At 67.4% G+C, this 25,501-nt stretch carries 24 protein-coding genes; 7 read left to right on the top strand and 17 right to left on the bottom strand.

What is annotated here, in order from left to right:
• Positions 1–192: 192 nt before the first annotated feature.
• Entirely contained in the window at positions 193–1,275 is a 1,083-nt protein-coding gene (locus ABKS89_RS01070) for a calcium:cation antiporter (protein ID WP_138213280.1), read from the top strand.
• A 2-nt stretch (positions 1,276–1,277) separates the two neighbouring features.
• Positions 1,278–1,784: a nucleoside 2-deoxyribosyltransferase gene (locus ABKS89_RS01065; RefSeq protein ID WP_348588662.1), complete on the top strand. Its 507-nt coding sequence runs from the start codon at positions 1,278–1,280 to the stop codon at positions 1,782–1,784.
• 95 nt (positions 1,785–1,879) lie between these two features.
• On the opposite strand, the gene ABKS89_RS01060 is transcribed toward ABKS89_RS01065, so the two are convergent.
• Positions 1,880–2,902, bottom strand: a complete 1,023-nt coding sequence (locus ABKS89_RS01060) for an energy transducer TonB (protein WP_348588663.1) — start codon at positions 2,900–2,902, stop codon at positions 1,880–1,882.
• Positions 2,903–2,987: 85 nt separating this feature from the next.
• Complete coding sequence (locus ABKS89_RS01055; protein WP_348588664.1) at positions 2,988–3,950, bottom strand: CobW family GTP-binding protein; 963 nt, start codon at positions 3,948–3,950, stop codon at positions 2,988–2,990.
• A 76-nt stretch (positions 3,951–4,026) separates the two neighbouring features.
• Between ABKS89_RS01055 and ABKS89_RS01050 the strand changes: the two genes are divergently transcribed.
• The gene (locus tag ABKS89_RS01050; RefSeq protein WP_192294118.1) at positions 4,027–4,383 is read left to right on the top strand and encodes an NADH:ubiquinone oxidoreductase; all 357 of its coding nucleotides are present in this window, start codon (positions 4,027–4,029) and stop codon (positions 4,381–4,383) included.
• Between the two features lie 137 nt (positions 4,384–4,520).
• Here the strand turns inward: ABKS89_RS01050 and ABKS89_RS01045 are convergent, their stop codons facing one another.
• Genes ABKS89_RS01045 through dksA form a run of 3 tightly spaced genes read right to left on the bottom strand, consistent with a single transcriptional unit; the run spans position 4,521 to position 6,801 of the window.
• Positions 4,521–5,153 carry a DUF1826 domain-containing protein gene (locus tag ABKS89_RS01045; protein WP_348588665.1) on the bottom strand — a complete coding sequence of 211 codons (633 nt, stop codon included), beginning with the start codon at positions 5,151–5,153 and terminating at the stop codon, positions 4,521–4,523.
• Positions 5,153–6,367, bottom strand: a complete 1,215-nt coding sequence (gene zigA / locus ABKS89_RS01040) for a zinc metallochaperone GTPase ZigA (protein ID WP_348588878.1) — start codon at positions 6,365–6,367, stop codon at positions 5,153–5,155. The genes ABKS89_RS01045 and zigA overlap by 1 nt, the downstream gene beginning before the upstream one ends.
• Positions 6,368–6,396: 29 nt before the next feature.
• The gene (gene dksA / locus ABKS89_RS01035) at positions 6,397–6,801 is read right to left on the bottom strand and encodes an RNA polymerase-binding protein DksA (protein ID WP_138213286.1); all 405 of its coding nucleotides are present in this window, start codon (positions 6,799–6,801) and stop codon (positions 6,397–6,399) included.
• 115 nt (positions 6,802–6,916) lie between these two features.
• On the opposite strand from dksA, the gene ABKS89_RS01030 reads away from it, so the two are divergent.
• Together ABKS89_RS01030 and folE2 are read left to right on the top strand one after the other, a co-directional pair.
• Positions 6,917–7,318 carry a hypothetical protein gene (locus ABKS89_RS01030; protein ID WP_138213287.1) on the top strand — a complete coding sequence of 134 codons (402 nt, stop codon included), beginning with the start codon at positions 6,917–6,919 and terminating at the stop codon, positions 7,316–7,318.
• A gap of 69 nt (positions 7,319–7,387) precedes the next feature.
• Positions 7,388–8,275, top strand: a complete 888-nt coding sequence (gene folE2 / locus ABKS89_RS01025; RefSeq protein ID WP_138213288.1) for a GTP cyclohydrolase FolE2 — start codon at positions 7,388–7,390, stop codon at positions 8,273–8,275.
• Here folE2 and ABKS89_RS01020 read toward each other — a convergent pair.
• Together ABKS89_RS01020 and cfaB are read right to left on the bottom strand one after the other, a co-directional pair.
• Positions 8,272–8,748 carry a GNAT family N-acetyltransferase gene (locus ABKS89_RS01020; protein WP_138213289.1) on the bottom strand — a complete coding sequence of 159 codons (477 nt, stop codon included), beginning with the start codon at positions 8,746–8,748 and terminating at the stop codon, positions 8,272–8,274. The genes folE2 and ABKS89_RS01020 overlap by 4 nt on opposite strands.
• A 131-nt stretch (positions 8,749–8,879) precedes the next feature.
• On the bottom strand, positions 8,880–10,064 hold the full coding sequence (gene cfaB, locus ABKS89_RS01015) for a C17 cyclopropane fatty acid synthase CfaB (RefSeq protein WP_138213290.1): 1,185 nt from the start codon (positions 10,062–10,064) through the stop codon (positions 8,880–8,882).
• A 408-nt stretch (positions 10,065–10,472) separates the two neighbouring features.
• Between cfaB and ABKS89_RS01010 the strand changes: the two genes are divergently transcribed.
• Positions 10,473–11,891, top strand: coding sequence for an MDR family MFS transporter (locus ABKS89_RS01010; protein ID WP_348588879.1), 1,419 nt, complete (start codon positions 10,473–10,475; stop codon positions 11,889–11,891).
• A 15-nt stretch (positions 11,892–11,906) separates the two neighbouring features.
• Here the strand turns inward: ABKS89_RS01010 and ABKS89_RS01005 are convergent, their stop codons facing one another.
• On the bottom strand, positions 11,907–13,211 hold the full coding sequence (locus ABKS89_RS01005; RefSeq protein WP_138213292.1) for an MFS family transporter: 1,305 nt from the start codon (positions 13,209–13,211) through the stop codon (positions 11,907–11,909).
• 524 nt (positions 13,212–13,735) lie between these two features.
• Here ABKS89_RS01005 and ABKS89_RS01000 point away from each other — a divergent pair.
• The gene (locus ABKS89_RS01000; RefSeq protein WP_518300981.1) at positions 13,736–14,383 is read left to right on the top strand and encodes a lipid-A-disaccharide synthase N-terminal domain-containing protein; all 648 of its coding nucleotides are present in this window, start codon (positions 13,736–13,738) and stop codon (positions 14,381–14,383) included.
• Between the two features lie 7 nt (positions 14,384–14,390).
• On the opposite strand, the gene ABKS89_RS00995 is transcribed toward ABKS89_RS01000, so the two are convergent.
• The 9 genes from ABKS89_RS00995 to ABKS89_RS00955 all read right to left on the bottom strand — a co-directional run bounded on the left by ABKS89_RS00995 (position 14,391) and on the right by ABKS89_RS00955 (position 25,377).
• Entirely contained in the window at positions 14,391–15,359 is a 969-nt protein-coding gene (locus ABKS89_RS00995) for an SdiA-regulated domain-containing protein (RefSeq protein ID WP_348588666.1), read from the bottom strand.
• Between the two features lie 21 nt (positions 15,360–15,380).
• A complete protein-coding gene (locus tag ABKS89_RS00990; RefSeq protein WP_348588667.1) occupies positions 15,381–16,949 on the bottom strand; it encodes an ArnT family glycosyltransferase in 1,569 nt (522 codons plus the stop codon).
• A 3-nt stretch (positions 16,950–16,952) separates the two neighbouring features.
• On the bottom strand, positions 16,953–17,693 hold the full coding sequence (locus ABKS89_RS00985) for a glycosyltransferase family 2 protein (RefSeq protein WP_348588668.1): 741 nt from the start codon (positions 17,691–17,693) through the stop codon (positions 16,953–16,955).
• A 24-nt stretch (positions 17,694–17,717) separates the two neighbouring features.
• Positions 17,718–18,719 carry an NAD-dependent epimerase gene (locus ABKS89_RS00980; RefSeq protein ID WP_348588669.1) on the bottom strand — a complete coding sequence of 334 codons (1,002 nt, stop codon included), beginning with the start codon at positions 18,717–18,719 and terminating at the stop codon, positions 17,718–17,720.
• 338 nt (positions 18,720–19,057) lie between these two features.
• A complete protein-coding gene (gene glmS / locus ABKS89_RS00975; protein WP_348588671.1) occupies positions 19,058–20,893 on the bottom strand; it encodes a glutamine--fructose-6-phosphate transaminase (isomerizing) in 1,836 nt (611 codons plus the stop codon).
• A gap of 15 nt (positions 20,894–20,908) precedes the next feature.
• The gene (locus ABKS89_RS00970) at positions 20,909–21,679 is read right to left on the bottom strand and encodes a DeoR/GlpR family DNA-binding transcription regulator (protein WP_081518822.1); all 771 of its coding nucleotides are present in this window, start codon (positions 21,677–21,679) and stop codon (positions 20,909–20,911) included.
• A 156-nt stretch (positions 21,680–21,835) separates the two neighbouring features.
• Positions 21,836–23,854, bottom strand: coding sequence for a GGDEF domain-containing protein (locus tag ABKS89_RS00965; protein WP_348588672.1), 2,019 nt, complete (start codon positions 23,852–23,854; stop codon positions 21,836–21,838).
• Positions 23,851–24,723, bottom strand: coding sequence for an endonuclease/exonuclease/phosphatase family protein (locus ABKS89_RS00960; RefSeq protein ID WP_348588673.1), 873 nt, complete (start codon positions 24,721–24,723; stop codon positions 23,851–23,853). The genes ABKS89_RS00965 and ABKS89_RS00960 overlap by 4 nt, the downstream gene beginning before the upstream one ends.
• Before the next feature lie 12 nt (positions 24,724–24,735).
• Positions 24,736–25,377: a thiol:disulfide interchange protein DsbA/DsbL gene (locus ABKS89_RS00955; protein WP_348588674.1), complete on the bottom strand. Its 642-nt coding sequence runs from the start codon at positions 25,375–25,377 to the stop codon at positions 24,736–24,738.
• Positions 25,378–25,501: the final 124 nt, after the last annotated feature.

Here is a 25,501-nt window from a genome sequence, read left to right as displayed (position 1 = left end):
TGAGATCTCGTTATTCAGGCAATCGGGCCAATTATCGCACGGCCCGGCAAGGGTGCAGGCGAAGTTGCCGATGACGGGCAGGTCGTCGAAAGCTGCGAGGCGCGTCCCGCTGTCGCCCGGCGTCGGCTGGTGCGGCCCTCGGGCATTGCCTAAGATGGCGCACTCGCCTCTTACGGAATGGACATCCCCTCGATGCTGCGCGCGCTCAAAGACGAAAAATTCCTCCTCCTCGCCCTGCTGGTGGCGATTGCGGTGTACCCGCTTGAGCACAGCCTGCTGGGCGGTGGCAAGATGCTCGCGGGGATCGCCGCCACCGCGCTGCTGGCGGTGATCATCGGCGTCTCGCTGCGCGTGGCGCACCACGCCGAGATCCTCGCGGAGAAGGTCGGCGAGCCTTACGGCACCATGATCCTGACCCTGGCGGCGGTGCTGGTGGAGGTGGTGATCCTGGCGATCATGATGAACCACAACCACTCGCCAACCCTGGCCCGCGACACCATCTACGCGGCGGTGATGCTCGACATGAACGGCATCCTCGGCCTGGCCGCGCTGCTGGGCGGCCTCAAGCACGGCGAGCAGTCGTACAACGACGACTCGGGCAAGACCTACGTGACCATGATCCTCACCGCCGTGGGCATTTCCATGGTGGTGCCGGAGCTGATCCCGGCCGAGCAGTGGAAGCTCTACTCGTTCTTCACCATCGGCTGCATGGTCATGCTCTATGCGCTGTTCCTGCGCATGCAGACCGGCCAGCACAGCTACTTCTTCAGCTACAACTACGCGACCCACGGCGAGCACGCCGAAGGCCACGAGGCACCGGGCAACAGCAAGCAGTCCATGGCCCTGCTGGTGTTCGGCGTGGTGCTGATCGGCGCGCTGGCGGAGGTGATGTCCAAGGCCCTGGACGTCGGACTGGAAGGCAGCGGCGTGCCACCGATCGTGCCGGCGCTGCTGGTGGCGGCGATCTCCGCCAGCCCGGAAATCCTCACCGCCCTGCGCGCGGCCATGGCCAACCGCATGCAGCCGGTGGTCAACATCGCCCTGGGCGCCTCGCTGTCCACCGTGATCCTCACCGTGCCGGTGATCGAGGCGCTGGCGCTGTTCAAGGGCCAGCCAATCCAGATGGCGATGACCCCGCTGCAGACCGGCATGATGTTCATCACCCTGATGGTCGCCGGCTACAACCTGCATGACGGCAAGACCAACGCCATCGAAGGCATGACCCACTTCGTGCTGTTCGCCACCTTCCTGATGCTGTCGTTCATGGGACTCTGACCATGCTCAAGCTGTACCTCGCCGGCCCCGACGTGTTCCTCCCCGATGCCTTCGAGCAGGGCGAGCGGCTCAAGGCCCTGTGCGCCGAATTCGGCGTGCAGGGACTGTACCCGCTGGATCATTCGGTGCCGGAGGGCATCGTCGAGCCGGTGGCGCAGGCGCGCTGGATCTACCAGGCGAACCTCGACCTGATCCGCCAGGCCGACGCGGTGCTGGCCAATCTCAACCCCTTCCGCGGCGCCGAGCCGGACAGCGGCACGGCCTTCGAACTGGGCTACGCCGCCGCGCTGGGCAAGCCGCTGTTCGGCTACATCGACGAAGGCGGCAGCTGCGCGGAACGCCTGCCCTGCGAGTGGCACGGCGAAGAGCCGGGCCGCGACCGCGACGGCAACCAGATCGAGGGCTTCGGCCTGCCGCTCAACCTGATGCTCGGCGTGCCGGCGAAGATTGCCGTAGGCGGCGCACGGGAGGCGCTGGAGCTGCTGCGCAAGGCGCTGATGCCCCTGTAGGAGCGGGCCATGCCCGCGATCTACACCTGCCGGCCGATCACCCGGCAACAAAAAACGCGCCCTCGGGCGCGTTTTTTGTTTGGCTCGGCAGGCCGTCAGCGACGCCCCTCGAGCTTGAAGAAGAACACCTTGGTCGCCTGGCGGGCGACGATCCGGCCACCGCTGACGCGTGGTTCGAAGCGCCACTTGTCCATGGCATCGCGCACGGCGTTGTCGAACATGCGCGGCGGCGAGGACTCCAGCACCTGGATGTCGGCGATGCGGCCATCGCTGGTGATGGTGAACAGCACCTTCACCCGGCCTTCGATGCCCCGGTTCAGCGCCATGCGCGGGTAGACCGGCGGGTCCATGCGCAGCGGCTTGATATCACTGTCGTTGAGGCTGCCGGTGGGCAGGCCGGCGGGGCCTTGCGAACCGGTCGGCGCAGCCTGGGCGCCCTGGGTGAACTGACCGACGGTGGGCGCGGCGGGCGGCGGCGGTGCGGCCGGGGTCGGCGGCGCGACGGCTTCCTCGGCGGGCTCCGGGTCCGGCTCGGGCTTGGGTTTCGGCTTGGGCTTGGGCGACACCTTGGGCACGGCCTTCTCGGGCGGCTTGGGTTTGGGCTTGGGCTTTTCCACCGGCTTGGGCGGCTCGATCGGTTTCGGTGGCTCGGGCTCCGGCGGCGGCGGAGTCGGCGCGGCGGCGGGCGGCTGCTGCACTTCGGGCTTGGGCGGCAGGGTGACGACGCTCACCTGCATGGCCTTGGGCATCTCGCCGGCACCCAGATTCAGTTCGGCCGGGGTGGGCATCACCCAGACCAGCGCGGCGACGATGGCCAGGTGCATGGCGATCGCCAGGCCCGAGGACTTCCACCAGCCACCGGGGGGCGGCGGCGGCTCGCCGTCTTCCACGCCTTCGACCGGCGCGGCGTAGGGAATCAGGACCTCTTCGGGAACCACTTCCTCGTCGCGGCGGGGACCGGCACAACTGACGAGTCGCAGGGTGGCCTCATTGACGCGCTGGGCGTTCACGCTGGGCAAATGGGCGCCGTCATCCGCCGTGGCGGAAGTGAACAGCTGTTCCTCAGCGTCCACGGCTGGACTTGCGTCCGCCGCTTTGCGCGGTTGGGGTAACGACATGAGAAAGCCTGCGGGAAGAGTTCACGAAGCAGTATCTGCTGATAATTATTATCATTCACTCGTTACGCGAGGGCAACCTTCTCTGTCAGATCGGTGCGATGGCGCAGCGCAAAAGTTCGTCCTGCAAGGCCTGTGGATCAAGTTCGGCGGCGAGAATCAGCTCTATCCGGCTGTCCTTGCGCCAGGCGCTGGGCGTCCACGGCGCCGGACCAACGGTACGGTTGCAGGCCACCCAGGCAGCCTCGCCGTGCACCACCGCCTTGGCCCGCAACAGGCCGGGAAGCCCGGCCAGCCAGGCGTCCAGCTCGGCCGTGCGGAAGCGCCAGTCACGGTGGAAGCGCCAGCCGACCGCCTGTCGGCCCTCTTCGACGCGCACTTGGCGCAGCGGCGCTTCACGACGCAACAGCATCGCCGGTTCGATGGGCGAAGCGCCCTGCGGCAAATCAGCGCCCGCCGCTGCAATCGGCGCGCTCGGCAGCTCGCCCAGCGGCAGCCGGCCATGGGTCGTCCAGCGCAATGGCAGCTCCGGCAAGCATGCCGCCAGGGCCTTACGCGCTGCGTCATCCAGCGCTTCGGACTTGTTCATCAACAGCAGCGCCGCCTCGCCCAGCGCCAGCTGCTGCGCCTCGGGCAAGGGCTGCCCGGCGGCCAGTGCGGCGGCATCGAGCACCATCACCAGCGGCTGCACCGCCAGCACGCCCTGCCAGGGCTCGGCGCGCAGTTGCGCCAGCAGTTGCGCGGGATGGCCGAGGCCGGAGGGCTCGATGAACACTCGCTGCGGCCTGGCCTTGCGCAGCAGCCGGCCGAGGCCGACCTGGAACGGCGCGCCGTTCACGCAGCACAGGCAGCCGCCGGCGACTTCGCCCAGGGCGATGCCGTCCTCGTCGCGGGACAGCAGCGCGGCGTCCAGGCCGACCTGGCCGAATTCGTTGACCAGCACGGCCCAGCGCTCACCCGCCAGGCGTTGCGCCAGCAAGTCCTGCAGCAGGCTGGTCTTGCCCGCCCCGAGGGGGCCGGCGATGAGATGAGTCGGGATCTGCTTCAACATTCGTCCATGGTGCCGCCTGACGCTCGCCGGGAAAAGCGCTAGAGTCGCGGCTTTCTCTCGCCAACCCGGATCGATCATGCGCCTGCTGCTGCCTCTCGCCCTCGCCTGCCTGCCCCTGCTCGCCCACGGCGAGGCCTGCGTGGTGCACACCCAGGGCAAGGACGTTGACGTGAAGGTCTGCCAGCAGAACCGCACCATCCCGGAAAAACTCTTCCGCGAGGGCTTCTGCCAGCCGCAGCTCAAGGACCAGAAGGTCGAGGTGACCTACGCCGAGAACTGCCCCAGCGGCGCCTTCGGTGTCTGCGAGAACGCCCAGACCCAGGGCGTGCCCTACCGCCAGGACATCCACTACTACGGCGTGGCCAGCGACGCGCGCATCCTCCAGCCCTTCTGCGAACAGCAGAGCAACGGCCACTGGCGCAAACCGCAATAGCGGTCATCGCCCTGTCACACGGCTCGGGCTTACTGGCGTCGGGTACCTCACACCCTCCCGGCACCCCACGCCGGACATGATCTTGGTGAATTGGGCCGCTCTCCCCGGGTGGCCCATTTTTTTGCCCGCGCGAAACCTCAGCCGAGCCAGTCGAGCGTGAGCAACAGGCGTCGCTCACCCGGCGCCGGTAGCGGCGAGCGGTGGACGATGCCGGCACCGAGATTGCCGGACCATTTCTCACCCTTGAACAGCCCCACGTCGCCGGCGGCCATTTCGCGGATCTCCGCCCGGCTGACCGGTTCGGCCGCCGCATCGCCCAGCCGCGCCCGGGCAATGGCCCACTCCTCCAGCCACTGGCTGGCGGGGCCCGAGTAGGTAGTGACCAGGCGCAACGGCACGTGATCGACGTGGAAGCGCGGACACATGGCCTTGTCCAGGCTGCGCAGGCGCAGGCCGATGCGCTGGGCGCCGGTCAGGCAGGCGAAGGCTTCGGCCAGCCACTGCAGGTCGCTGCGAAACAGCGTGCAGCCATCGAGCATGGCGTACTGGCGCAGCAGGTCGCCCAGCTCGACGCGTTCATCGACCACCTCGAGGCTCTGCGTCAGGTCCAGCGCCTGGGTCCCCAGCCAGCCGGCGAAGCTGCTGATTTCGGGGTACAGCGTGCGTTGCCAGACGGCCAGGTTGACGTCTTCCTTGAGCACTTCGGCGAGCACCTGTGGATCGTCGCCAAGCACCTGGCGCGGCCAGGTAGGAGTTTCCAGGGCGAGCATCAGGCGTCGGCCTCCCAGGGCTCGAAGGGATCGGGCAGGCGCTTCCAGGCGGTGGTGCCAGCGGCCATCTCGTCGTCGTCCAGCAGGCAGTGGTCCAACTCGGCGAACAGCTGCGGGAAGTCGAGGTTCTGGCCGATGAACACCAGCTCCTGACGGCAGTCGCCGCTGTCTTCGCGCCAGTGACGTAGCACGCCCTGCAGCTCGGTGGTGTCCTGCGGCCAGTGTTCACGCGGGACGAAGCGCCACCAGCGCCCGGCCAGGCCGTGACGCATCAGGCCGCCGGCCTGGGACCAGCTGCCGGCCTCGCGGTAGCGACTGGCGAGCCAGAAGAAGCCCTTGGAGCGCAGCAGCCGGCCGTTGCTCCAGGGCTGGCCGAGGAAGTCGTAGAAGCGCTGCGGGTGGAAGGGCCGGCGCGCCCGGTAGACATCCGAGGAGATGCCATAGGCCTCGGTCTCCGGCAGGTGCTCGCCGCGCAGTTCCTTGAGCCAGCCCGGCGCCCGCTCGGCGCGCTGGAAGTCGAAGCGACCGGTATCAAGGATGCGCGCCAGCGGCACCTGGCCCATGACCATGGGCTGGATGTCGGCGTCGGGGTTGAGCCGGCGCAGGATCGCCAGCAGTTCGTCACGCTCGGCGCTGCCGATCAGGTCGATCTTGCTCACCAGGATCACGTCGGCGAACTCCACCTGCTCCACCAGCAGGTCGCAGAGCGAGCGCTCGTCGTCCTCGCCGAGGGTTTCGCCACGCTCGGCGAGGCTGTCGGCGCCCTGGTAGTCAGCGAGGAAGTTCAGCCCGTCGACCACCGTGACCAGCGTGTCCAGCCGCGCCAGGTCGGACAGGCTGCGGCCCTGTTCGTCGCGGAAGGTGAAGGTCTCGGCCACCGGCAGCGGTTCGGAGATGCCGGTGGACTCGATCAGCAGGTAGTCGAAGCGGCCTTCGCTGGCGAGTCGGCTGACCTCCTCCAGCAGGTCCTCGCGCAGGGTGCAGCAGATGCAGCCGTTGCTCATCTCCACCAGGCGTTCCTGGCCGCGGTTGAGGCTGACATCGCGCTGCACTTCGCGGCCGTCGATGTTGATTTCGCTCATGTCGTTGACGATGACCGCGACCTTGAGGTCCTCGCGGTTCTTCAGCACATGGTTGAGCAGCGTGCTCTTGCCGGCGCCAAGGAAGCCGGACAGGACGGTGACGGGGAGTGGCGCTCTGGTGGATGCATTCAGGGGGCTGTTCACGGGTGGGCTCCAGAAAATCAGGCTACGCGGACGTGCAGTTCGCGCCGTTCCTGGCGCTCCTTGGCCTCGATGCACAACGAGGCGGTGGGGCGCAGCAGCAGGCGGCGCAGACCGATCGGTTCGCCGGTTTCCTCGCACCAGCCGTAGCCGCCCCGGGCCAGGCGTTCCAGCGCCTGGTCAATCTTGTCGAGCAGCTTCTTCTCGCGCTCCAGCAGGCGCAGCTGCCATTGGCGCGCTTCCTCGCGGCTGGCGACATCGGCCTCGTCGCTGGCCCGCTCGGTGTCCTGCAGCGCCTGGAACTCCTCCTCGATGCGCCCCTGCAGCTCGTCGCGCTGGTCCAGCAACAGTGCGCGGAAATAGCCCTGTTGCGCCTCGCTCATGTAGGCCTCGCCGGGCTGGGCGAGCAATTCCTGTTCAGTCATGACCGTCTCCGGGTGGGAGTGATCTTTTATGTTATATTATAACCTTTCACGCTCGACAATACCCACCCGACGTGCGATACCGATGCCCTGCTTTACCCGCCACCCGAGACCCCCAATGCTGCGCCGCGCCCTGCTGCTCTGCCTGTTCGCCCCCTTCGCCCACGCCAGCGGTTCCGCGCCATTGCCCTTCCCCGGCGAGGAACCGGCGCGCTGCGCCTGGTCGGCTTCGGTGCTCGCCTGCATGGACGATTCGGGGAATCTCTACAGCGTCGCCACCCAGGGCCACGACACCTACCTGCGCGGTTTCGAGGCAAGCAGCGGACGACGTTGGGCGCAGACCGGCACGCGCTATGGCAGCCTGACCTTCTTCAGCGGAGTGACCAGCGATGGCCAGGTGTGGGTCGGCACCAGCCGCGGTATTGGCTGGACCAACATCAGCCGCTTCAGCAGCTCCACGGGTGACAGTGGGCGACTGACCTGCGGCCGGGTCAGCGGTTGCAAGCAGCATGATCGCTGACGCGGCCATTGCGGGATCGGCGGGAAGCAAATACGTTATATTATAACAATTGCCAGCCGTGACCCGCCCATGACCGCCCTGCTCCCCGATATCGCCTGCCAATCCACCCGCCTGCCCATCCCGCTCGACTGGGTCGGCATGCAAGGCATCGCCGTGCCGCTGCGTATCGCTGGCGAGCGCGTTGCCGCCTATGCCGACGCCGGCGTCAGCCTCGACGAAGCCGAAGCGCGCGGCATCCACATGTCGCGGCTGTACCTGGCGCTGGAAGCGCTGGCGGATGCGGAGCTTTCACCGGCGCTGCTGCATGACCTGCTCAGGCAGTTCCTCAGGAGCCACGCGCAGCTGTCCCGACGCGCCAGCCTTGCGCTGCGTTTCGAACTGCTGCTGCGGCGCCCGGCGCTGGTCAGCCCGCTGAGCGGCTGGAAGCGCTATGCCTGCGAGATCCACGCGCAACTGGAGGACGATACGCTGCACCTGGAGTTGCACCTGAGCCTGCCCTACTCCTCGACCTGCCCGTGCTCGGCGGCACTGGCGCGCCAGCTGATCCAGGAGCGCTTCGACGCCGACTTCGCCGGCCGCCCGCTGAAGGCCAGCGAGGTTCGCGCCTGGCTCGGCAGCCCGCAGGGCATAGTCGCCACGCCGCACAGCCAGCGCAGCGAGGCACAGCTGAACCTGCGGCTCGACCCGGCCGCGCAGGCATTCGCTTTCAGCGCGCTGATCGACCACGCCGAAGACGCCCTCGGCACTGCCGTGCAGACGGCAGTGAAGCGCGCCGACGAACAGGCCTTCGCCCTGGCCAATGGGCAGAACCTGATGTTCTGCGAAGACGCCGCACGCCGGCTGCACCGGGCGCTGGTGCAGCGCGAAGAGGTGTCAGGCTTCGAGGTGCGCGTGGTGCATGCGGAAAGCCTGCACGCCCACGATGCGGTGGCGGTGAGTCGCTGGGTGCGCGGTTAGACGCCGAGGTCGAGCGCCAGACGAATCTGGTCGCGGCACTGGATGCCGTTCTCGTAGATCGGCTCGGGGTAATGCCGCACGAAGTGGTCCGTCTCGATGCCGACGATGCGGAAGCCCAGGCGCTGGTACAGGCCGAGCTGGGCCAGGCTGGAGTTGCCGGTGGCGATGGTCAGGCGCTGCAGGCCGGCCTCGCGCGCCTGCTCGATGGCCGCCAGCAGCAGGCGTCGGCCCAGGCCGCGCTCCTGCCATTCGTCCTCGACCGCAAGGCTGGTGATCTCGGCGACGCCGGGCTCGCGGGGAGTCAGCGTCAGCACGCCGCGCACGCAATCCGCCTCGTTCAGCGCCAGCAGGCGGGAATCGGGCAGGTAGCTCTCGATCTGTTCGCGGCTGGGGTCGGCCTTGAGCAACAGCGGCCAGGGCGCCTGCGCGGGCGAGAGTTCGACGAGGGACAGGTCCGGGAAAAAATTCACCATGATTCATCTACCAAAGAGTCAGTGGGGAAAGGGGGTTTAGCCTCCCGTGCCGCTCGATGCAAGCCTTTTGCTCAGCGCCGGAACGGCATCGGGCCCGGCAAGCCGGGCCCGATGGCAATCCCTGAACAGGCTCAGGCGTAGAGGTCGCGGCGGCTCCAGGGCACTTCGTGGCCGCCGTCGGTATGCGGCTTGCTGGCGAGAATCTGATGCAGGTTGATCCAGCCTTTCTTGAAGCCATAGGCGCAGCCGGCGAGGTACAGGCGCCAGATGCGCAAGGCCTGGTCGGGCACCAGTTTCGCTGCATCGGCCAGTCTGGCCTCGAGGTTGGCGCTCCAGAAGTCCAGGGTGCGCGCGTAGTGCATGCGCAGCCCTTCGACGTCGACCACTTCCAGTCCCGCCTCGCTCATCCGCGAAACAGCCAGGGACAGGTGTGGCAGCTCGCCGTGGGGGAACACGTAGCGGTCGATGAAGTCACCCGCGCCGCGCCCGACCGGGCGGCCGTCGGTATTGCTGGAGGTGATCCCATGGTTCATCACCAGCCCGCCCGGCCGCACCGCGTCGTACAGGTGCTGGAAGTAGAGGCCCAGGTTGGCGTGGCCGACGTGTTCGAACATGCCGACGCTGACCACCTTGTCGTAGCGGCCGTCACGCGGCAGGTCGCGGTAGTCGCGCAACTCCAGGGTCACCTTGCCTTCCAGCCCGTCCGCCTTGACCCGCTCGCGGCCGAGCTTGAGCTGCTCCTCGCTGAGGGTGATGCCGTGCACCTGTACGCCGAACTCCCGCGCCGCCAGACGCGCCAGCCCGCCCCAGCCGCAGCCGACGTCGAGCAGCTGCTCGCCCGGCTTCAGGCGCAGCTTGCGGCACAGGTGGCGCAGCTTGGCCAACTGGGCGCTGGCCAGGTTTTCGTTGCCGGTCTCGTAGTAGGCGCAGGAGTACACCATCTCCGGATCGAGCCAGAGCTGGTAGAACTCGTTGGACAGGTCGTAGTGGTAATGGATGGCTTCGGCGTCGGTGGCCTTGTCGTGGCTTTTGCGCACGTAGTCGGCATCGTCGTCGTCATCGCCCAGCGCGGCGCTCAGGGCGTCGGCCGTGGCGATCACTTCCTGCATCGGCCCCTCGATGTCCATGCGGCCCTCCACGTAGGCGCGACCGAGGATATCGAGGCTGGGATGGGTGATCTCGGTCAGCAGCGTGGGATCGCGGACAACCAGAGTTACCTGCGGGTCGGGGCCGAGGTCGAAGGCCTGGGCCTCGCCGATGCGGATACGCAGCGGCAACTGCAGGGACAGCAACTCAGAGGGCAGATTGGCTTTCATGCAAACCTCCTGGTCACAGGGCTGAAGAACTATAGACCAGCACTTCCATAGTCTTCGCCTATGGCCTGGCCCGCGAAAAACTATCGGGCGCCGATCCCTGCAATGAACCTGACGATTCCTCTGCAGTGGAGTACGCCCCGGCGGGTTGCGTTCCAAAAAAGGACAGCTCGGCAAGATAGCTCGCCTGTAAAGGTTAGCAGGCGCTTCGTTCACCATCTTTGTCAGCCCTGAGATAGAGCCTTTCCTGCCCGGTAACTATCGCGCAGGCGTGACAGTTCGCCGCTGCCTTGCACTACACTGGGCGCGCCCGCGCCCATCCCGGCCGGAGCACCTCTGCAGTGAAGGGGGCCTTCCTTGAATACCTTGTCCGAGCCGCGTCCGGCGGTCCGCACCGTGCTGGTGGGGCTGATGCTGGCGATCTTCCTCGGTGCGCTCGACCAGACCATCGTCGCCGTGTCCCTGCCGGCGATCTCCGCCGGCTTCGGCGATTTCGACCTGCTGGCGTGGGTCATCTCCGGCTACATGGTGGCGATGACCATCTCCATGCCGATCTACGGCAAGCTCGGCGACCTCTACGGTCGCCGCGTGCTGATGATCTTCGCCATCGGCCTGTTCACCGTCGCCTCGCTGCTCTGCGGCGCCGCCCAGAGCATGGAGCAGCTGGTGCTCGCCCGCGTCCTGCAGGGCATCGGCGCCGGCGGCATGATGTCGGTGAGTCAGGCGATCATCGGCGACATCGTTCCGCCGCGCGAACGTGGCCGCTACCAGGGCTACTTCAGCAGCATGTACGCGGTGGCGAGTATCGCCGGCCCGGTTCTGGGCGGTGTGCTCACCGAGTACCTGTCGTGGCGCTGGGTGTTCCTGATCAACCTGCCGGTGGGCCTGGTCGCCCTCGCGGTGTCGCGCCAGACCCTGCGCGGCCTGCCGGTGCCGGGGCGCAAGCCGGTGATCGACTACCTCGGCACGATACTGATGATCGCCGGCCTCGGCAGCCTGCTGCTGGCGATCACCGAGGTCGGCCAGGGCGCGCGCTGGAATGATCCGCAGATGCTCGCGCTGTTCCTCGCCGCCGTGGTGCTGATCGCGCTGTTCGTGCTGCAGGAGCGCCGCGCGCCGGAACCACTGGTGCCGATGCACCTGTTCGGTATTCGCGCAGCCACCCTGAGCTGGCTGATCAGCTTCTTCGCCAGCTTCCAGGTGATCTCGCTGTCGGTGCTGGTGCCGCTGCGCTTCCAGTCGGTGACCGGCGCGGGCGCGGACAGCGCCGCACTGCACCTGCTGCCGCTGGCCATGGGCGTGCCGATCGGCGCGTACTGCTGTGGTCGTCTCACCGCGATCATCGGCCGCTACAAGCCGCAGATCGTCGGTGGCGCACTGCTGATGCCGCTGGCGATTGCCGGCCTGGCGCTGACGCCGCCGAGTGCGTACTTCCTCTCGGGCGTCTGCATGCTGCTCACCGGCATTGCCGCCGGCACGCAGTTCCCCACCAGCCTGGTGGCGGCGCAGAGCGCGGTGGAGACGAAACACCTGGGCGTGGCGACCAGCAACATCACCCTGTTCCGCTCACTGGGCGGGGCGGTGGGGATCGCGCTGATGTCGGCGCTACTGCTGGCGATGCTGCAGCCGCTGGCGGGCGAGGCGGGTCACGGGCTGTCGGCCAGCGCGCTGCTGGCCAGCCTCAGCGGAGCTGGTCACGAGGCGCAGCGGCTCACGCTGGACGGGGTATTCGGGCACCTGTTCCTGATCAACGCAGGCTTCGGCGCCCTGGCCCTGCTGATCGCCCTGTCGCTGCCCGACCACGCCCTGCGCGGCCGGGGCAACGACTAGCGCTGCCGGCGAAGGTCAGTCCTCGTCGTTGAGGTAGCTGACCTTGCGCAGGTCCGGCAGCAGCAGGCAGACCACCAGCGCCACGCCGCACATGACCGAAACGTAGATGTAGAACACCTCTTCCATGCCCATGGTCTTCAGGCCCAGCGCGGCGTATTCGGCGGAGCCGCCGAAGATCGCGTTGCCCACCGCGTAGGACAGGCCAACACCCAGGGCGCGAATCTGCGGCGGGAACATCTCCGCCTTGATCAGGCCGCTGATCGAGGTGTACAGGCTGACGATGGCCATGGCCGCGATGATCAGCACGAAGGCCAGGTACGGGCTGCTCACCGCCTTCAGCGCGGAGAGGATCGGCCAGGTGAAGATCAGCCCCAGGGCGCCGAACCAGAGCATCGAGGTCTTGCGGCCGATGCGGTCGGACAGCGCGCCGAACAGCGGCTGCATGCACATGTAGCAGAACAGCGCGAAGGTCATCACGCCGCTGGCCACCTTCGGGTCCATGCCGGCGGTGTTCACCAGGTATTTCTGCATGTAGGTGGTGAAGGTGTAGAAGATCAGCGAGCCACCGGCGGTGAAGCCGAGCACGGTGAAGAAGGCGCGCTTGTGGTGGGTGAACAGTTCGGAGAGGGTGCCCGACTCCTTGCGGTTGAGGTTCGACTCCTTGGCCGTCTCGTGCAGCGAACGACGCAGGTAGAAGGCGATCACCGCGGTGATGGCGCCGACCACGAAGGGAATCCGCCAGCCCCACTCCTTCAGCTCGTCGGTGGTCAGCAGTTGCTGCAGGACCACCACCACCAGCACGGCCAGCAGCTGGCCGCCGATCAGGGTCACGTACTGGAATGAGGCGAAGAAGCCGCGCTGGCCCTTGAGCGCCACTTCACTCATGTAGGTCGCACTGGTGCCGTACTCGCCGCCCACGGAGAGGCCCTGGAACAGCCGCGCCAGCAGCAGCAGCGCCGGCGCCGCGACGCCGATGGTGGCGTAGGTCGGCATCACCGCGATCGCCAGCGAGCCGCCGCACATCATCAGCACCGAGATCATCATCGCGGTCTTGCGACCCTTCTTGTCGGCGATGCGGCCGAACAGCCAGCCGCCGATCGGGCGCATCAGGAAGCCCGCGGCGAATACCCCGGCGGTGTTGAGCAGCTGGACCGTCGGATCGTCCGAGGGGAAGAAGGCATGGGCGAAGTACAGCGCGGTGAAGGCGTAGACGTAGAAGTCGAACCACTCCACCAGGTTGCCCGACGAGGCGCCGACAATGGCGAGGATGCGCGAGCGGCGCTCGTGGGCGGAGTATTGCGGTACGGCAGGTGTGTTCATGGGGATTCTCTTGTCAGGTGGAACAGCGTCCCGTCTTGATGGACGGAAATCCTTCTGCCGTCCGTGCCCGAGCGTCGCTTCAGGAGCGGAGTTTCCTCGGACACAATCAGAAACAGTATAGACATCTCCGATAGCCGGCTAACGAAATCCGCGGTCCCGACCGGCCCTTTTGGTTCGAATATCGGACACTTGCGAACGCGCGTTTGTCGTTTCCGATTGACCGGCCACTAGCCAGCTTCTATCGTTGGCCCGCTCCCCGCCCTGCGGGAGACTTGTCAGGTACCCCTCGCAGGGCCGGAGCCCGACCTTGTCCACAAGACAAGGTCGATTTCCATTCCCCTCGTGTAGCGGCCTCTGCCGCCTGGCCTCGGTGCCCCGTCCACACCCCCGGACGTGCAGGCACCGGGGGAATGTTGATTCCCCCGCACTGCGCCACCAAAGCGAAATATCCCCTCCGTAGACTGCCGAAAAGTGCTGCAGGTCGCGTCGTGCGCGGCTTTCGTCCATCCGGCAAGGGGCCAGGCTTGAACGCCGTCAATCCACTGTGGTTCGCCATCGGGCTGCTCGCGCAGGCTGCCTTCTCCGCTCGCTTCCTGGTCCAGTGGGTGCTCTCCGAGCGCGCCCGTCGCAGCCTGATGCCGGTGCACTTCTGGTATTTCAGCTGCGCCGGAGCCGTGCCGCTGCTGGCCTACGCGACGCACCAGCGCGACCTGGTGATCTGCCTGGGGCAACTCGCCGGCCTGGCGATCTACCTGCGCAACCTGGAGCTGGAGCGTCGGCACGGCGGCGGCCGGCCGCTGTTCTTCGCCTGGCCCTGGCTGGCCTGGGCGGCGGTGGCGGTGATTCCCGGCTGGTTGTCCAAGCCTGAACCGATCATCCAGGCGCTCGGAGCCGCCGATCCCTGGTGGACCGTCGTCGGGCTGGTGGGACAGGTGCTCTTCACCGGGCGCTTCGTGCTGCAGCTGTGGTTCTCCGAGCGCGCCGGGCGGCCGGTCAATCCGATCCACTTCTGGTACCTGTCGATGGCCGGCAGCGTGCTGCTGTTCAGCTACGCGGTGGCGCAGCGGGACCCGATCATCATCCTCGGCCAGTCCTTCGGCATCCTGGTCTACCTGCGCAACCTCGCGCTGCTGCGGCGCCAGGACACAGGCGCCGGCGCGCAGAGCCACTGAGGAGCGCTCAGCGCTTCTCGAAGCGGTAGAACAGGTTCGGCTCGCTGACCACGAAGAGATTGCCGCTGGCGTCCATGGTCAGCCCTTCCGCCTGTGGCGCGCGGTGCTTGAGGTCGCCGAAGCCGCCGAGGGAGCGGAAGCTCACCAGGCCGCCCTGATCGTCCAGCTCCATGATCAGCCGCGACTCTTCGCTGAGCACCAGCAGGTGGCCGCTGCGGCGGTCGTAATGCAGGTCGGAGATGTCGGTGCCGAACACGCTGCGCTTCACCCAGGTGGTGCGGTCGATGATCTTCAGCTGCATCTTCCCGGCCAGGCTCGCGCGCACCCCGGTGACCTCATAGATCTGCCGCGGGCCGCGTTCCTTGCCGATGAACAGGCGGTCATGGTCGGGATCGTAGGTGAGCCCTTCGAAGCCCTTGTTGTGGATGCTCGGGTTGATCGCCAGGGCGAAGGACTGCACCTCGCTCGCCTGGATGGTCTGGCCGGGGTGCTCGGGCAGGCTGAAGAAGTCGATCTGCTGGAGGTTCTCGTCGGCCACCGCCACCAGCCCGCCGCCCAGGTAGGCTATGGCCTCGACGTCCTCGAAGCCGCTCATGGGGTACTCCGCGAGCATCTCGCCGGCCTTGTTCAGCACCGCCAGCTTCATGTTGCCGGCATTGGTCACGGCGAGCAGGCGATCCTGGTCGAAGTCGTAGCTGATGGCCGACAGATCCGACTCGATGCCTTTCACCGGCAGCGCGTCGAGGGTCACCTTGTAGTCGGGCAGCCAGACGCTGCGCCCCGCCCAGTCCGCGGCATGCAGCTGGCTGCGCAGGTAGAACCAGGCGCGCTGCTGCCAGTGCTCGGTCAGCACCAGCGTCACCGCCGGCACCAGCAGCGCCAGCCCGAGGGCCAGGCGCAACCAGGTGCGGCGGTCGAACCGGCGCCACGACGGGCTCCGCGGTAGGGCTTCGATGCTCTCGACGATCTGGCTCACGTGCGGACTCCTCGCGGGGGTTCAGGACAGCGGGCGCTGCCAGGCAAAGCGGTAGGCCGGAGCGCTGGCATCCTCGGCGCACAGGCCGTTGTCGGCCTCGGCGTCGACCAGGAACCAGCGCTCCTCGTAATCGCCCTTCACCTCGCGGGCGACTTCAGGTCGGAAGCAGCGCTCCAGGTCCTCGGCGCGGACCATCGCCAGCGCCTGCGGATGAGCACGCAGCCAGGTCAGGGCCTTCCCGGTCTGGTTCGGGGTGTCGATGCCGAAGTGCACCAGCGGCTGGCGGGCGTAGAGCCAATGGCCCTCGCGCCAGTGGGTCAGCACCAGTTCGCGGCCTTCGCTGAGGCGCTGTACCTCGGCCATCAGCGGTCGGCGGTCATCGCCGGGGTCCTTCAGCGGTTCGATGAAGCCACGGGCGAACCAGGCGGCGAACCAGGCCAGCGCCAGGCCGACAAAGACTCTGCGCGCCCACGGCCGCTCGGCGAACCAGCGGCGCAGCAGCCAGGGCAGCAGCGTCGCCATGACCAGCACCAGGCCGGGCAGCGCGGGGAAGATGTAGAGCTTGCGCTTGCCGCTGCTGAGGCTGAAGAACAGCAGCACCAGCGCGACCCAGCCCAGCAGCACCAGCACGCGGCCATCCCGGCGCGCCAGTTGGCGGCGCCAGGCCGGCACCATCCAGGGCAGCGCCAGTACCAGCGGCAACCAATACTGCGGGATGACCTTGGCGAAGAAGTACCAGAACGGTTCCTGGTGCTGCCAGGCGCTGGCGTAGCGCCTGGCGGTCTGGTGCAGGAGGATGTCGTCGAGGTAGGCGCGGCCGTCGGCGCTGCCGCTGCTCAGCACATGCAGCACCACCGGCAGCAGCCACAGCAGGATCGCAGCCAGGGCCACCAGCAGGCCCAGCCACCAGCGCCGCGCCTGGCTGGGCATGGCCACCACGCCGTGCCACCGCCGGCGCACCGCGTAGGCATAGGGAATGAGCATCAGCGCCGGCAGGAAGCCCACGCCCTTGCTGATGACCCCCAGCCCCATCGCCGCGCAGGCGACATAGAACCAGCGCCACGCCGGCCCCAGCAGCAGGTGCCGGCACAGGCCATAGACGCCCAGGCTTGTCCACAGGCAAAGGAAGCCGTCGATGCTGCCGTCGCGCAGCACCGACCAGGTCTGGTAGGTCGCCAGGAACAGCAGCCCAGCAGCGAAGCCGATGCGCGGGTTCCACAAGCGCCGGCCGAGGTCGTAGAGGCAGGCGGTGGCGACCATGCCGGAGAGGAACGCCGGCAGGAACAGCGCCAGATTCGGCGCGATGCCCAGGCGCACCAGGGTCGCCAGCAGCCACATGAACAGTGGCGGTTTGTCCGGGTAGATTTCCGCGGCGCGGTGGGGAATCAGCCAGTCGCCGCTCTGCAGCATTTCCAGCGCAACGCCGAGGAAGCGCTCTTCATCCACGTTGCTTGGCTGGCGCAGGCCCAGCCCGGCGCCCAGCAGTAACGCCGCCAGCACCAGCAGCAGCCAGGGACGCTCGGCGCAGCGGCGCCACCCGGTGAACTGTGCGCGGTTAAGCAGACTCAGGGAGGAGCTTGGGACGCTCATGGTTCAGCGGCCCAGCTCGTGCGGCAGGGCGTCCAGGCGCGTGCGGCGGATCAGCCACCAGACGCCGAACAGGTCGAGGATGCCCACCAGCGCCCGATCGAGGTTGCCGTACTTGGATACTCCGGCGTTGCGCGCCCGGTGGTTGACCGGGTACACGCGCATGCTGCCCTGGTGACGCTGGATCAGCGCGGGGATGAAGCGGTGCATGTGGTCGAAGTACGGCAGGCGCAGGAAGGCCTCACGCTCGATCAGCTTGAGGCCGCAACCGGTGTCCGGGGTCTGGTCGCGCAGCAGGCGCCCGCGCAGGCGGTTGGCAAAGCGCGAGGCCCAACGCTTGCTCGCACTGTCCTGGCGCTTCACGCGGTGGCCGGCGATCAGCTTGAGGTCAGCCGGGCAATCTGGCGCGCGCACCAGCGCGAGCATGCCGGGAATGTCCGCCGGGTCGTTCTGCCCGTCGCCGTCCAGGGTCGCCAGCCAGTGGCCGCGCGCGGCCTCGGCGGCGTGATAGATCGAGGTGCTCTGGCCCAGCGAGCGCTCGTGGGCGAGCACCCGCAGCTGGCTGTAGCCGCCCTGTTGCAAGCCCTGCAGCACGCTGCGCGTGGCATCGTTGCTGCCGTCGTCCACCACTATGACTTCGAAGGTTTCACCGGCCAGAGCGACGCGGACTTCCTCGAGCAGGACGGGAAGGTTTTCGGCCTCGTTCTTCGCCGGAATCAGCACCGACACGAAAGGACTGCTGGACATGCTCAGACGCTTGCTCCGTGCCCGTTACGCCGCCGGGGCGCAGGGATGTGCGACCGCGTAGAACTCGCGGTACCAGTGGACGAATCGTTCGACGCCGCTCTGCAGCGAGGTGCCCGGACGGAAGCCGGTGCGTTGCGCCAGTGCCTCGACATCGGCCCAGGTGCGCAGCACATCGCCCGGCTGCAGCGGCAAGTAGTTGCGGATGGCGCGACGACCCAGCGCGCGCTCGACGCAGGCGACCATGTCGAGCAGACGCACCGGGGCGCCGCAGCCGATGTTGTAGAGCGCCGCAGGCGCCGCGCCGAGCTCGCCGGCAACGGGAGGGCAATCCTGGATGCGCAGCAGGCCTTCCACCACGTCGTCGATGTAGGTGAAGTCGCGGGACATCTCGCCGTGGTTGTAGATGTCGATGGGCTGCCCTTCGAGGATCGAGCGGGTGAACTTGAACAGCGCCATGTCCGGACGGCCCCAGGGGCCATACACGGTGAAGAAGCGCAGTCCGGTGAGCGGCAGGCGGTAGAGGTGCGCGTAGGTGTGCGCCATCAGCTCGTTGGCGCGCTTGGTCGCGGCATAGAGCGACACCGGTTGGTCCACCGCTGCGTCGGTGCTGAAGGGCATCGTGCTGTTCATGCCGTAGACCGAGCTGCTGGAGGCGTACACCACATGGCCGACGCCGGTGTGCCGGCAGCCTTCGAGCAGGTTGACGAAGCCGCTTAGGTTGGCGTCGGCGTAGGCCTGCGGATTCTCCAGCGAATAGCGCACGCCGGCCTGGGCGGCCAGGTGGATCACCCGCTCGAAACCTTCGCGACGCATCAGTGCCGCCAGGGCCGGCGCGTCGGCGATATCCAGGCGCTCGAAGCGGAATTGTCGCTGCCCCCGCAGGAGCTCCAGGCGAGCCAGCTTGAGCTCGACGCTGTAGTAGTCGTTGAGGTTGTCGATGCCGACCACCTCGTGCCCTTCACGGCACAGGCGCTGGGCGGTGTGGAAGCCGATGAACCCGGCGGCGCCGGTGACCAGCAGCTTCACCGCGCAAGCTCCGGAGCGAGGCCCGAGACGCGGCCAATCAGCACGAATCCTTCGATCGTCATCAGTCGCCAGCACCCGTTGCGTTGTTGTAGTGACCGGCGCCACGCCGGTTCCCGCTGTTGCGGGGACTCGAGAGCGCGCAGCAGCTACGGCGATGCGCGCACCCGTTCAGGTTGCAGCGCTGAGGGTGGCGTACCGAGTTGGCAGGCTGGGGACGGTTTCGTGAAGCTTTGGCGGGAGTCGTGCGACGGATTTGTTGCGCGGGCGGCGACGGGCAGAAACGAACAGGGGGCCGGCGCGATGCGCGGGCCCCCTGGGGTGGAGCTAAGCAGACCGGCTTACTCGACGGTTACCGACTTGGCCAGGTTGCGCGGCTGGTCGACGTCGGTGCCCTTGAGCACAGCGACGTAGTAGGACAGCAGTTGCAGCGGCACGGTGTAGAGGATCGGCGCCAGGCAATCGTGGATCGCCGGCATGCCCACCACGTGGGTGCCTTCGCCATCGCTGATGCCGCTGCCGCCTTCGGCGAAGACCACCAGCTCGCCACCGCGGGCGCGGACTTCCTGCAGGTTGGACTTGAGCTTCTCCAGCAGTTCGTTGTTCGGCGCCACGGTGACAACCGGCATGTCGGCGTCGACCAGCGCCAACGGGCCGTGCTTGAGCTCACCCGCCGGGTAGGCCTCGGCGTGGATATAGGAGATTTCCTTGAGCTTCAGCGCGCCTTCCATCGCTACCGGGTACTGGGCGCCACGGCCGAGGAACAGCGTGTGGTGCTTCTCGGCGAACAGTTCGCTGATCTTCTCCACCACCTTGTCCATGGACAGGGCTTCTTCCAGGTGGGTCGGCAGGCGGCGCAGCTCGCTCACCAGCTCGGCCTCGACGCCATCGCCCAGGCGCTTCTGCACCTGACCGATGCCCAGGGTCAGCAGCAGCAGGGCGACCAGCTGGGTGGTGAAGGCCTTGGTGGAGGCCACGCCGATTTCAGGGCCAGCGTTGGTCAGCAGGGTCATGTCCGACTCGCGCACCAGCGAACTTTTGGCGACGTTGCAGATCGCCAGGCTGGACAGGAAGCCCAGCTCCTTGGCGTAGCGCAACGCGGCCAGGGTGTCGGCGGTTTCGCCGGACTGGGAGATGGTGACGAACAGGGAGTCCGGGTGCACCGCGACCTTGCGGTAGCGGAACTCGCTGGCGACTTCGACCTGGCAGGGAATGCCGGTCAGGCTCTCCAGCCAGTAACGGGCAACCATGCCGGCGTGGTAGCTGGTGCCGCAGGCGACGATCTGCACGGTGCGCACCTTGGCCAGCAGCTCGCGGGCCTGCGGGCCGAAGTTGTCCACCAGCACCTGCTCGGCGCCCAGGCGGCCTTCCAGGGTGCGCTGCACCACGGCGGGCTGCTCGTGAATCTCCTTGAGCATGAAGTGGCGGTAGCCACCCTTGTCGGCGGCCTCGGCGCCCTCGTGGTAGCGCACTTCCTCGCGCTGCACCGGGTTGCCCTTCACGTCCCACAGCTGCAGGCCGTCGCGGCGGATTTCGGCGATGTCGCCTTCTTCCAGGTAGATGAAGCGGTCGGTGACCTGGCGCAGCGCCAACTGGTCGGAGGCGAGGAAGTTCTCGCCATGCCCCAGGCCCACCACCAGCGGGCTGCCGCTGCGGGCGGCGAGGATGCGGTCGGGCTGCTTGCTGCTGATCACCGCCAGGCCATAGGCGCCGTGCAGTTCCTTGACCACGGCCTTGAGTGCGACGGTCAGGTCGCCCAGCTCACTCAGGCGCAGGTGCAGCAGGTGGGCGATGACCTCGGTGTCGGTCTGCGAGGTGAACTCGTAGCCGCGCGCCTTGAGCATTTCACGCAGGGGCTCGAAGTTCTCGATGATGCCGTTGTGCACCACCGCCACTTCGCCACGGGAGAAGTGCGGGTGGGCGTTGGCCTCGGTGGGCGCGCCGTGGGTGGCCCAGCGGGTGTGGGCGATGCCCAGGCGACCGAGCAGCGGCTGCTCGGCGATGGCTTGCTCGAGGCTGGAAACCTTGCCGGCGCGGCGGCGGCGATCCAGCGCACCGCTATTGTCGATCACCGCCACACCGGCGCTGTCGTAGCCACGGTATTCCAGGCGCTTGAGGCCTTCGACGAGGATCGGGGTGATATTGCGCTCGGCGATGGCGCCTACGATTCCACACATGGCTTGGGTCTCCTGTCAGTCTTCGCAGCGCGCGCGGATCACTTTCACGCCGCGCGCCTGGATCAGTTCGAACGCTTCATCACTCAGGCGTTCGTCGGTAATCAGGGTCTGGACGCTGCTCCACGGCAACTCCAGGTTGGGTATGCGCCGGCCCAGCTTGTCGGCCTCGGCCATGACGATCACCTCGCGGGCGACCTCGGCCATGACCCGGCTCAGCCCCAGCAGTTCGTTGAAGGTCGTCGTGCCGCGCTCGAGATCGAGCCCGGTGGCGCCGATGAACAGCTGATCGAAATCGTAGGAGCGCAGCACCTGTTCGGCCACTTGCCCCTGGAATGACTCCGAGTGCGGGTCCCAGGTGCCGCCGGTCATCAGCAGCACCGGTTCGCGCTCCAGCTCGCGCAGGGCATTGGCCACGCTCAGGGAATTGGTCATCACCACCAGGCCGGGCTTGCGGCCCAGCTCCGGGATCAGCGCGGCGGTGGTGCTGCCGCTGTCGATGATGATCCGCGCGTGCTCGCGAATACAGGCAGCCGCGGCGCGACCGATGGCCTGCTTGTAGCGCGACAGCGGCTGGCTCGGCTCGGCGATCAATTCGTGGGGCATCGGCACCGCGCCGCCGTAGCGGCGCAGCAGCAGTCCGTTGCCTTCCAGGGCGGCCAGGTCCTTGCGGATGGTCACCTCGGAGGTGGCGAAGCGGCGCGCGAGATCGTCCACGCTGACCTCGCCCTGTTCGGCGAGCAGCGCCAGGATGTCGTGGCGGCGTTGAGGTGTGTTGCGTTTCGACATGAACTATTAAGTTTCGATTCGAAAGATAATGGTGCGAATCAAAACCTAGCAGCTTTCATTCGTCAAGAATTTTCGGCCGAAATGAAATGTTTCCCTGTAGGAGCGGGCCATGCCCGCGATTCGCGCGAAGCGCGCTCCTACAGTCAGGACCGGTCGTCAGTCGACTTCGAGGCGATTGCGCCCGCCGCGCTTGGCACGGTAGAGCGCCTGGTCGGCGCGCTCGAACACGGCCTCGGCGCGCTCGCCCTTGCGGAACGCCGTCAGGCCCGCCGAGCAGGTGATGCTCAGGCGTTCGCCCTTGAAGTGGAACGGGCAGGCTTCGATGGCGCCGCGCAGCACGTCGAGCAGTTGCTGTCCGCCGTCCAGCGGCGTGGCGGGCAGCAGCACGACGAACTCCTCGCCGCCGTAGCGGGCGATGAAGTCGGTCTTGCGCACGCGCTTGGCCAGTTCGTTGGCGATGATCTTCAGCACCTTGTCGCCGGCAAGATGGCCGAAGTCGTCGTTGATGCGCTTGAAGTGGTCGACGTCGAGCACCGCCAGCAGCAGGTCGCCGCCGTAGCGCTCCCAGCGCGAGACCTCCAGCTCCAGCCGCTCGCTCAGCGCGGCGCGGTTGGGCAGGCCGGTCAGGGCATCGGTCATGGCCTTCTGACGCTGGTCCTCGATGTTCGCCTGGAAGGTGCGGGCTTCCTCTTCCATGCTGGTGACGCGGGTCACCAGCGACTGGATGCGCTCACCCACCTCGCGCTCACGGACTTCGCGCTCCTCGCGGAAGCGGTCCATGGTGCCGACCAGGCCCTGCAGGCGCGACTCGACATTGCGCTTGAGGCCTTCCAGGTCGGTGGCCTCCAGCACACTTTCCTTCAGGCCACTGACCTGTTCACGCAGGGTATCGTCAAGGTCGCGGGCGCTGGAGCTGGAGCCGCTGTGATTCTCCTGGACCGCCTGCAGGCCGTCGAGGAAGGTGCCCAGGCGTTCGTTGAGCTGGTGCAGGTAGCCTTCGAACTCGCGCTGGCCGCTGTCGTTGAGCGACAGCACGAGGACGCCCAGGTCGTCCAGCACCGGCACCAGTTCGTACCAGTTGAGGCTGCCATGGATGCGCGAGCGCAGCTCCTCGGCCTGGATCTGCTGGGCAGCCGGCAGGTGCATCTCGTCCAGCAGGCGCAGCAGGCTCGCCTCGATGTGCGGCGCCACGGCGCTGTAGCCGGGCTCCGGGCGCGGCGGCAGGGCGTAAGGATCGCTGGCCTGACGTGCGTCTTCCGGCGTGCCGAACAGGCCGGGCGGCACCGGCAGGCTGTCGAGCAGCTTGGAATCGTCGTGGGCAACAGGCTCCAACACGGCCGCAGGGACCGGCACTTCGGCCACGGTGACAGGTTCGGGCAGCGCGGCCGGGGACGGTGCGGCGACGGGTTCTGGCGCCGGGGGCGGGGCAACGGCGTCGGCCCGCTCCATGACAGACTCGGCAACCGCTTCAGCGACCACCGTCGCGGCAGGTGCAGGTGCAGGTGCAGGTGCAGGTGCAGGTGCAGGTGCAGCAGGTTGTGCTGCAGCGGGAAGCGGCTCATCTATCGCTGCTTCGTCGATGGGTGTTGCCTGTGCCGTTGCGGCGAGCGCAGTGGGCATCGATTCCGGCGAATCTGCCTCGTCGTTGTCCCGGCTGCCGAACAGCCGCTGCAGGAAGCCGGGGCGCTGCTCGCCGCCGCCATTGCCGAAATGGTCCAGCACCTGGCGTTGCAGGCGGCTCAGTTCGGCCAGCAGGCCCGGCAGTTCACGGGAGGAGCTGCCACGGCTGGGAATGTCCTTGGCCAGGCGCTTGAGCGGCTTGCGCAAGTCCCCCGGCATGTCCAGGGACAGCAATTGCTGCGACAGCTGGCCCAGGGCGGCGATGTTCTGCTCGACGCGCTGCTGGCGTCGCTGCTCGGAGTCGAGCACGGCTTTTTCGAGCTGCGGAATCAGGCGCGACAGGCCGGCGTCCATCTCATCACGGCGCAGCACCTCGCGCAGCTCCTTCATGCACGCATCCACCGCCTTGTCGCTGCCTTCGGCGGCGAGGCTGCTGCGCACCAGGCCGCGACGCAGCAGGTCGAGGCGGGCATCCCAGCGGCGCTCGAGCTTCTCCTGCTGCTCGAGGTTGTCCAGGTATTTCTGTTTCCAGCGTTGGTCGTCGTCGCGACTCATTCAGGGGCCTCGCCGCGCAAGACGAGCGACGAGGACGAACGCAGGGCATCCGGCAAGCGGATTTCCACGGCCACGGGCAGGTGGTCGGAAATCGGGTGCGGGAGGACACTGACGCGTTCCAGCGCCAGCTCGGAACTGAGCAGGATGTGGTCCAGGCAGCGCTGTGGGCGCCAGCTGGGGAAAGTGGCCTCGACCTGCGGGGCGATGAGCTGGAGGTCGCGCAGCGGCGAGCTTTCCAGCAGGTCGGTGGCATGGGTGTTCATGTCGCCCATCAGCACGTGGTGGCGGTAGTCCTGCAACAGTTCGCGGATGTAGGCGAGCTGGCGGGTGCGGGTCCGCGCGCCGAGGGCCAGGTGCATCATCACCACGGCCAGCGCGTCACGGCCTTCGCCGAAGCGCATGAGGATCGCACCGCGTCCGGGCGGGCCGGGCAGCGGGTGGTCTTCCAGTGCGGTGGGCTGCAGGCGGCTGAGCAGGCCGTTGCTGTGCTGGGCGATACGCCCGAGATTGCGGTTGAGCTGCTGGTACCAGTAGGGGAAGGCACCGAGCTGGGCCAGGTGTTCGACCTGGTTGATGTTGCCGGAGCGGATACTGCCGCCGTCGGCTTCCTGCAGGGCGACCACGTCGTAGTCGTGGAGCAGTTCGCCGATACGCTGCAGGTTGCTGGCGCGCCCGGCGGCCGGCAGCAGGTGCTGCCAGCCGCGGGTCAGGTAGTGGCGGTACCTTTCGGTACTGATACCCACCTGGATGTTGAAGCTGAGCAGGCGGAGCCGGCCGTCATCGGGCAGGCCGGCGGAAGTCCCATGGGCGTCATTCACCCGCGGGATGCAGGCCCCCGCGACACGATCACGAGTCCGCCGGCGCAGCATCGTCGTCGGACCTTACTGAGCGGCCTTGGCGCTGGCGCGTTCCTTGGCGATCAGCTGGTCAGCCAGCTGCAGCGCCTCGTCCGGGCCACCGGCCGAGCCGATGTCGAAGCGGTACTTGCCGTTGACCACCAGGGTCGGCACGCCGCTGATCTGGTAGGCCATCGCCAGTTTCTTGGCCTTCTCGATCTGGCCCTTGATGGCGAAGGAGTTGTAGGTGCTCAGAAACTTGTCCTTGTCCACGCCCTGTTCGGCGACGAAGTCAGCCATTTCTTCCGGGGTGGTCAGGGCTTTCGGGTTGTTGTGCAGCTTCTCGAAGACCGAGTGGTGCACCTTCTTCTCCACGCCCATGGATTCCAGGGTCAGGAACAGCTGGCCGTGGATGTTCCACAGGCCGCCGAACATGGCCGGAATGCGCACGAAGTGAACGTCGGCCGGCAGCTTCTCGACCCACGGGTTGATGGTCGGTTCGAACGCGTAGCAGTGCGGGCAGCCGTACCAGAACAGCTCCACCACCTCGATCTTGCCGGGCTGGGAGACCGGGACGGCCTGGTTCAGCTCGGTGTAGTTCTTGCCAGCTTCGAAGTCGGCGGCGTTCGCGTTGACGGCGAACAGGCCGGCGAAGGCAAGAGCGGCGGTGAAAATCAGGTTACGCATGGTTCACTCCTTGGCTGAGCGGAACCGCCACGCTGCGCGCGGCGGGATGAAGCGGTTTGACCGGAGGGGCCAGACACGGTTCCAGCATTGTAGTGGGGGCGGATGCAAAAAAGGGCGGCCTAAG

The organism is Pseudomonas sp. LABIM340 (assembly GCF_040017195.2).
Classification (GTDB): Bacteria; Pseudomonadota; Gammaproteobacteria; order Pseudomonadales; family Pseudomonadaceae; genus Pseudomonas.
This window is presented reverse-complemented; position numbering and strand designations above follow the sequence as displayed.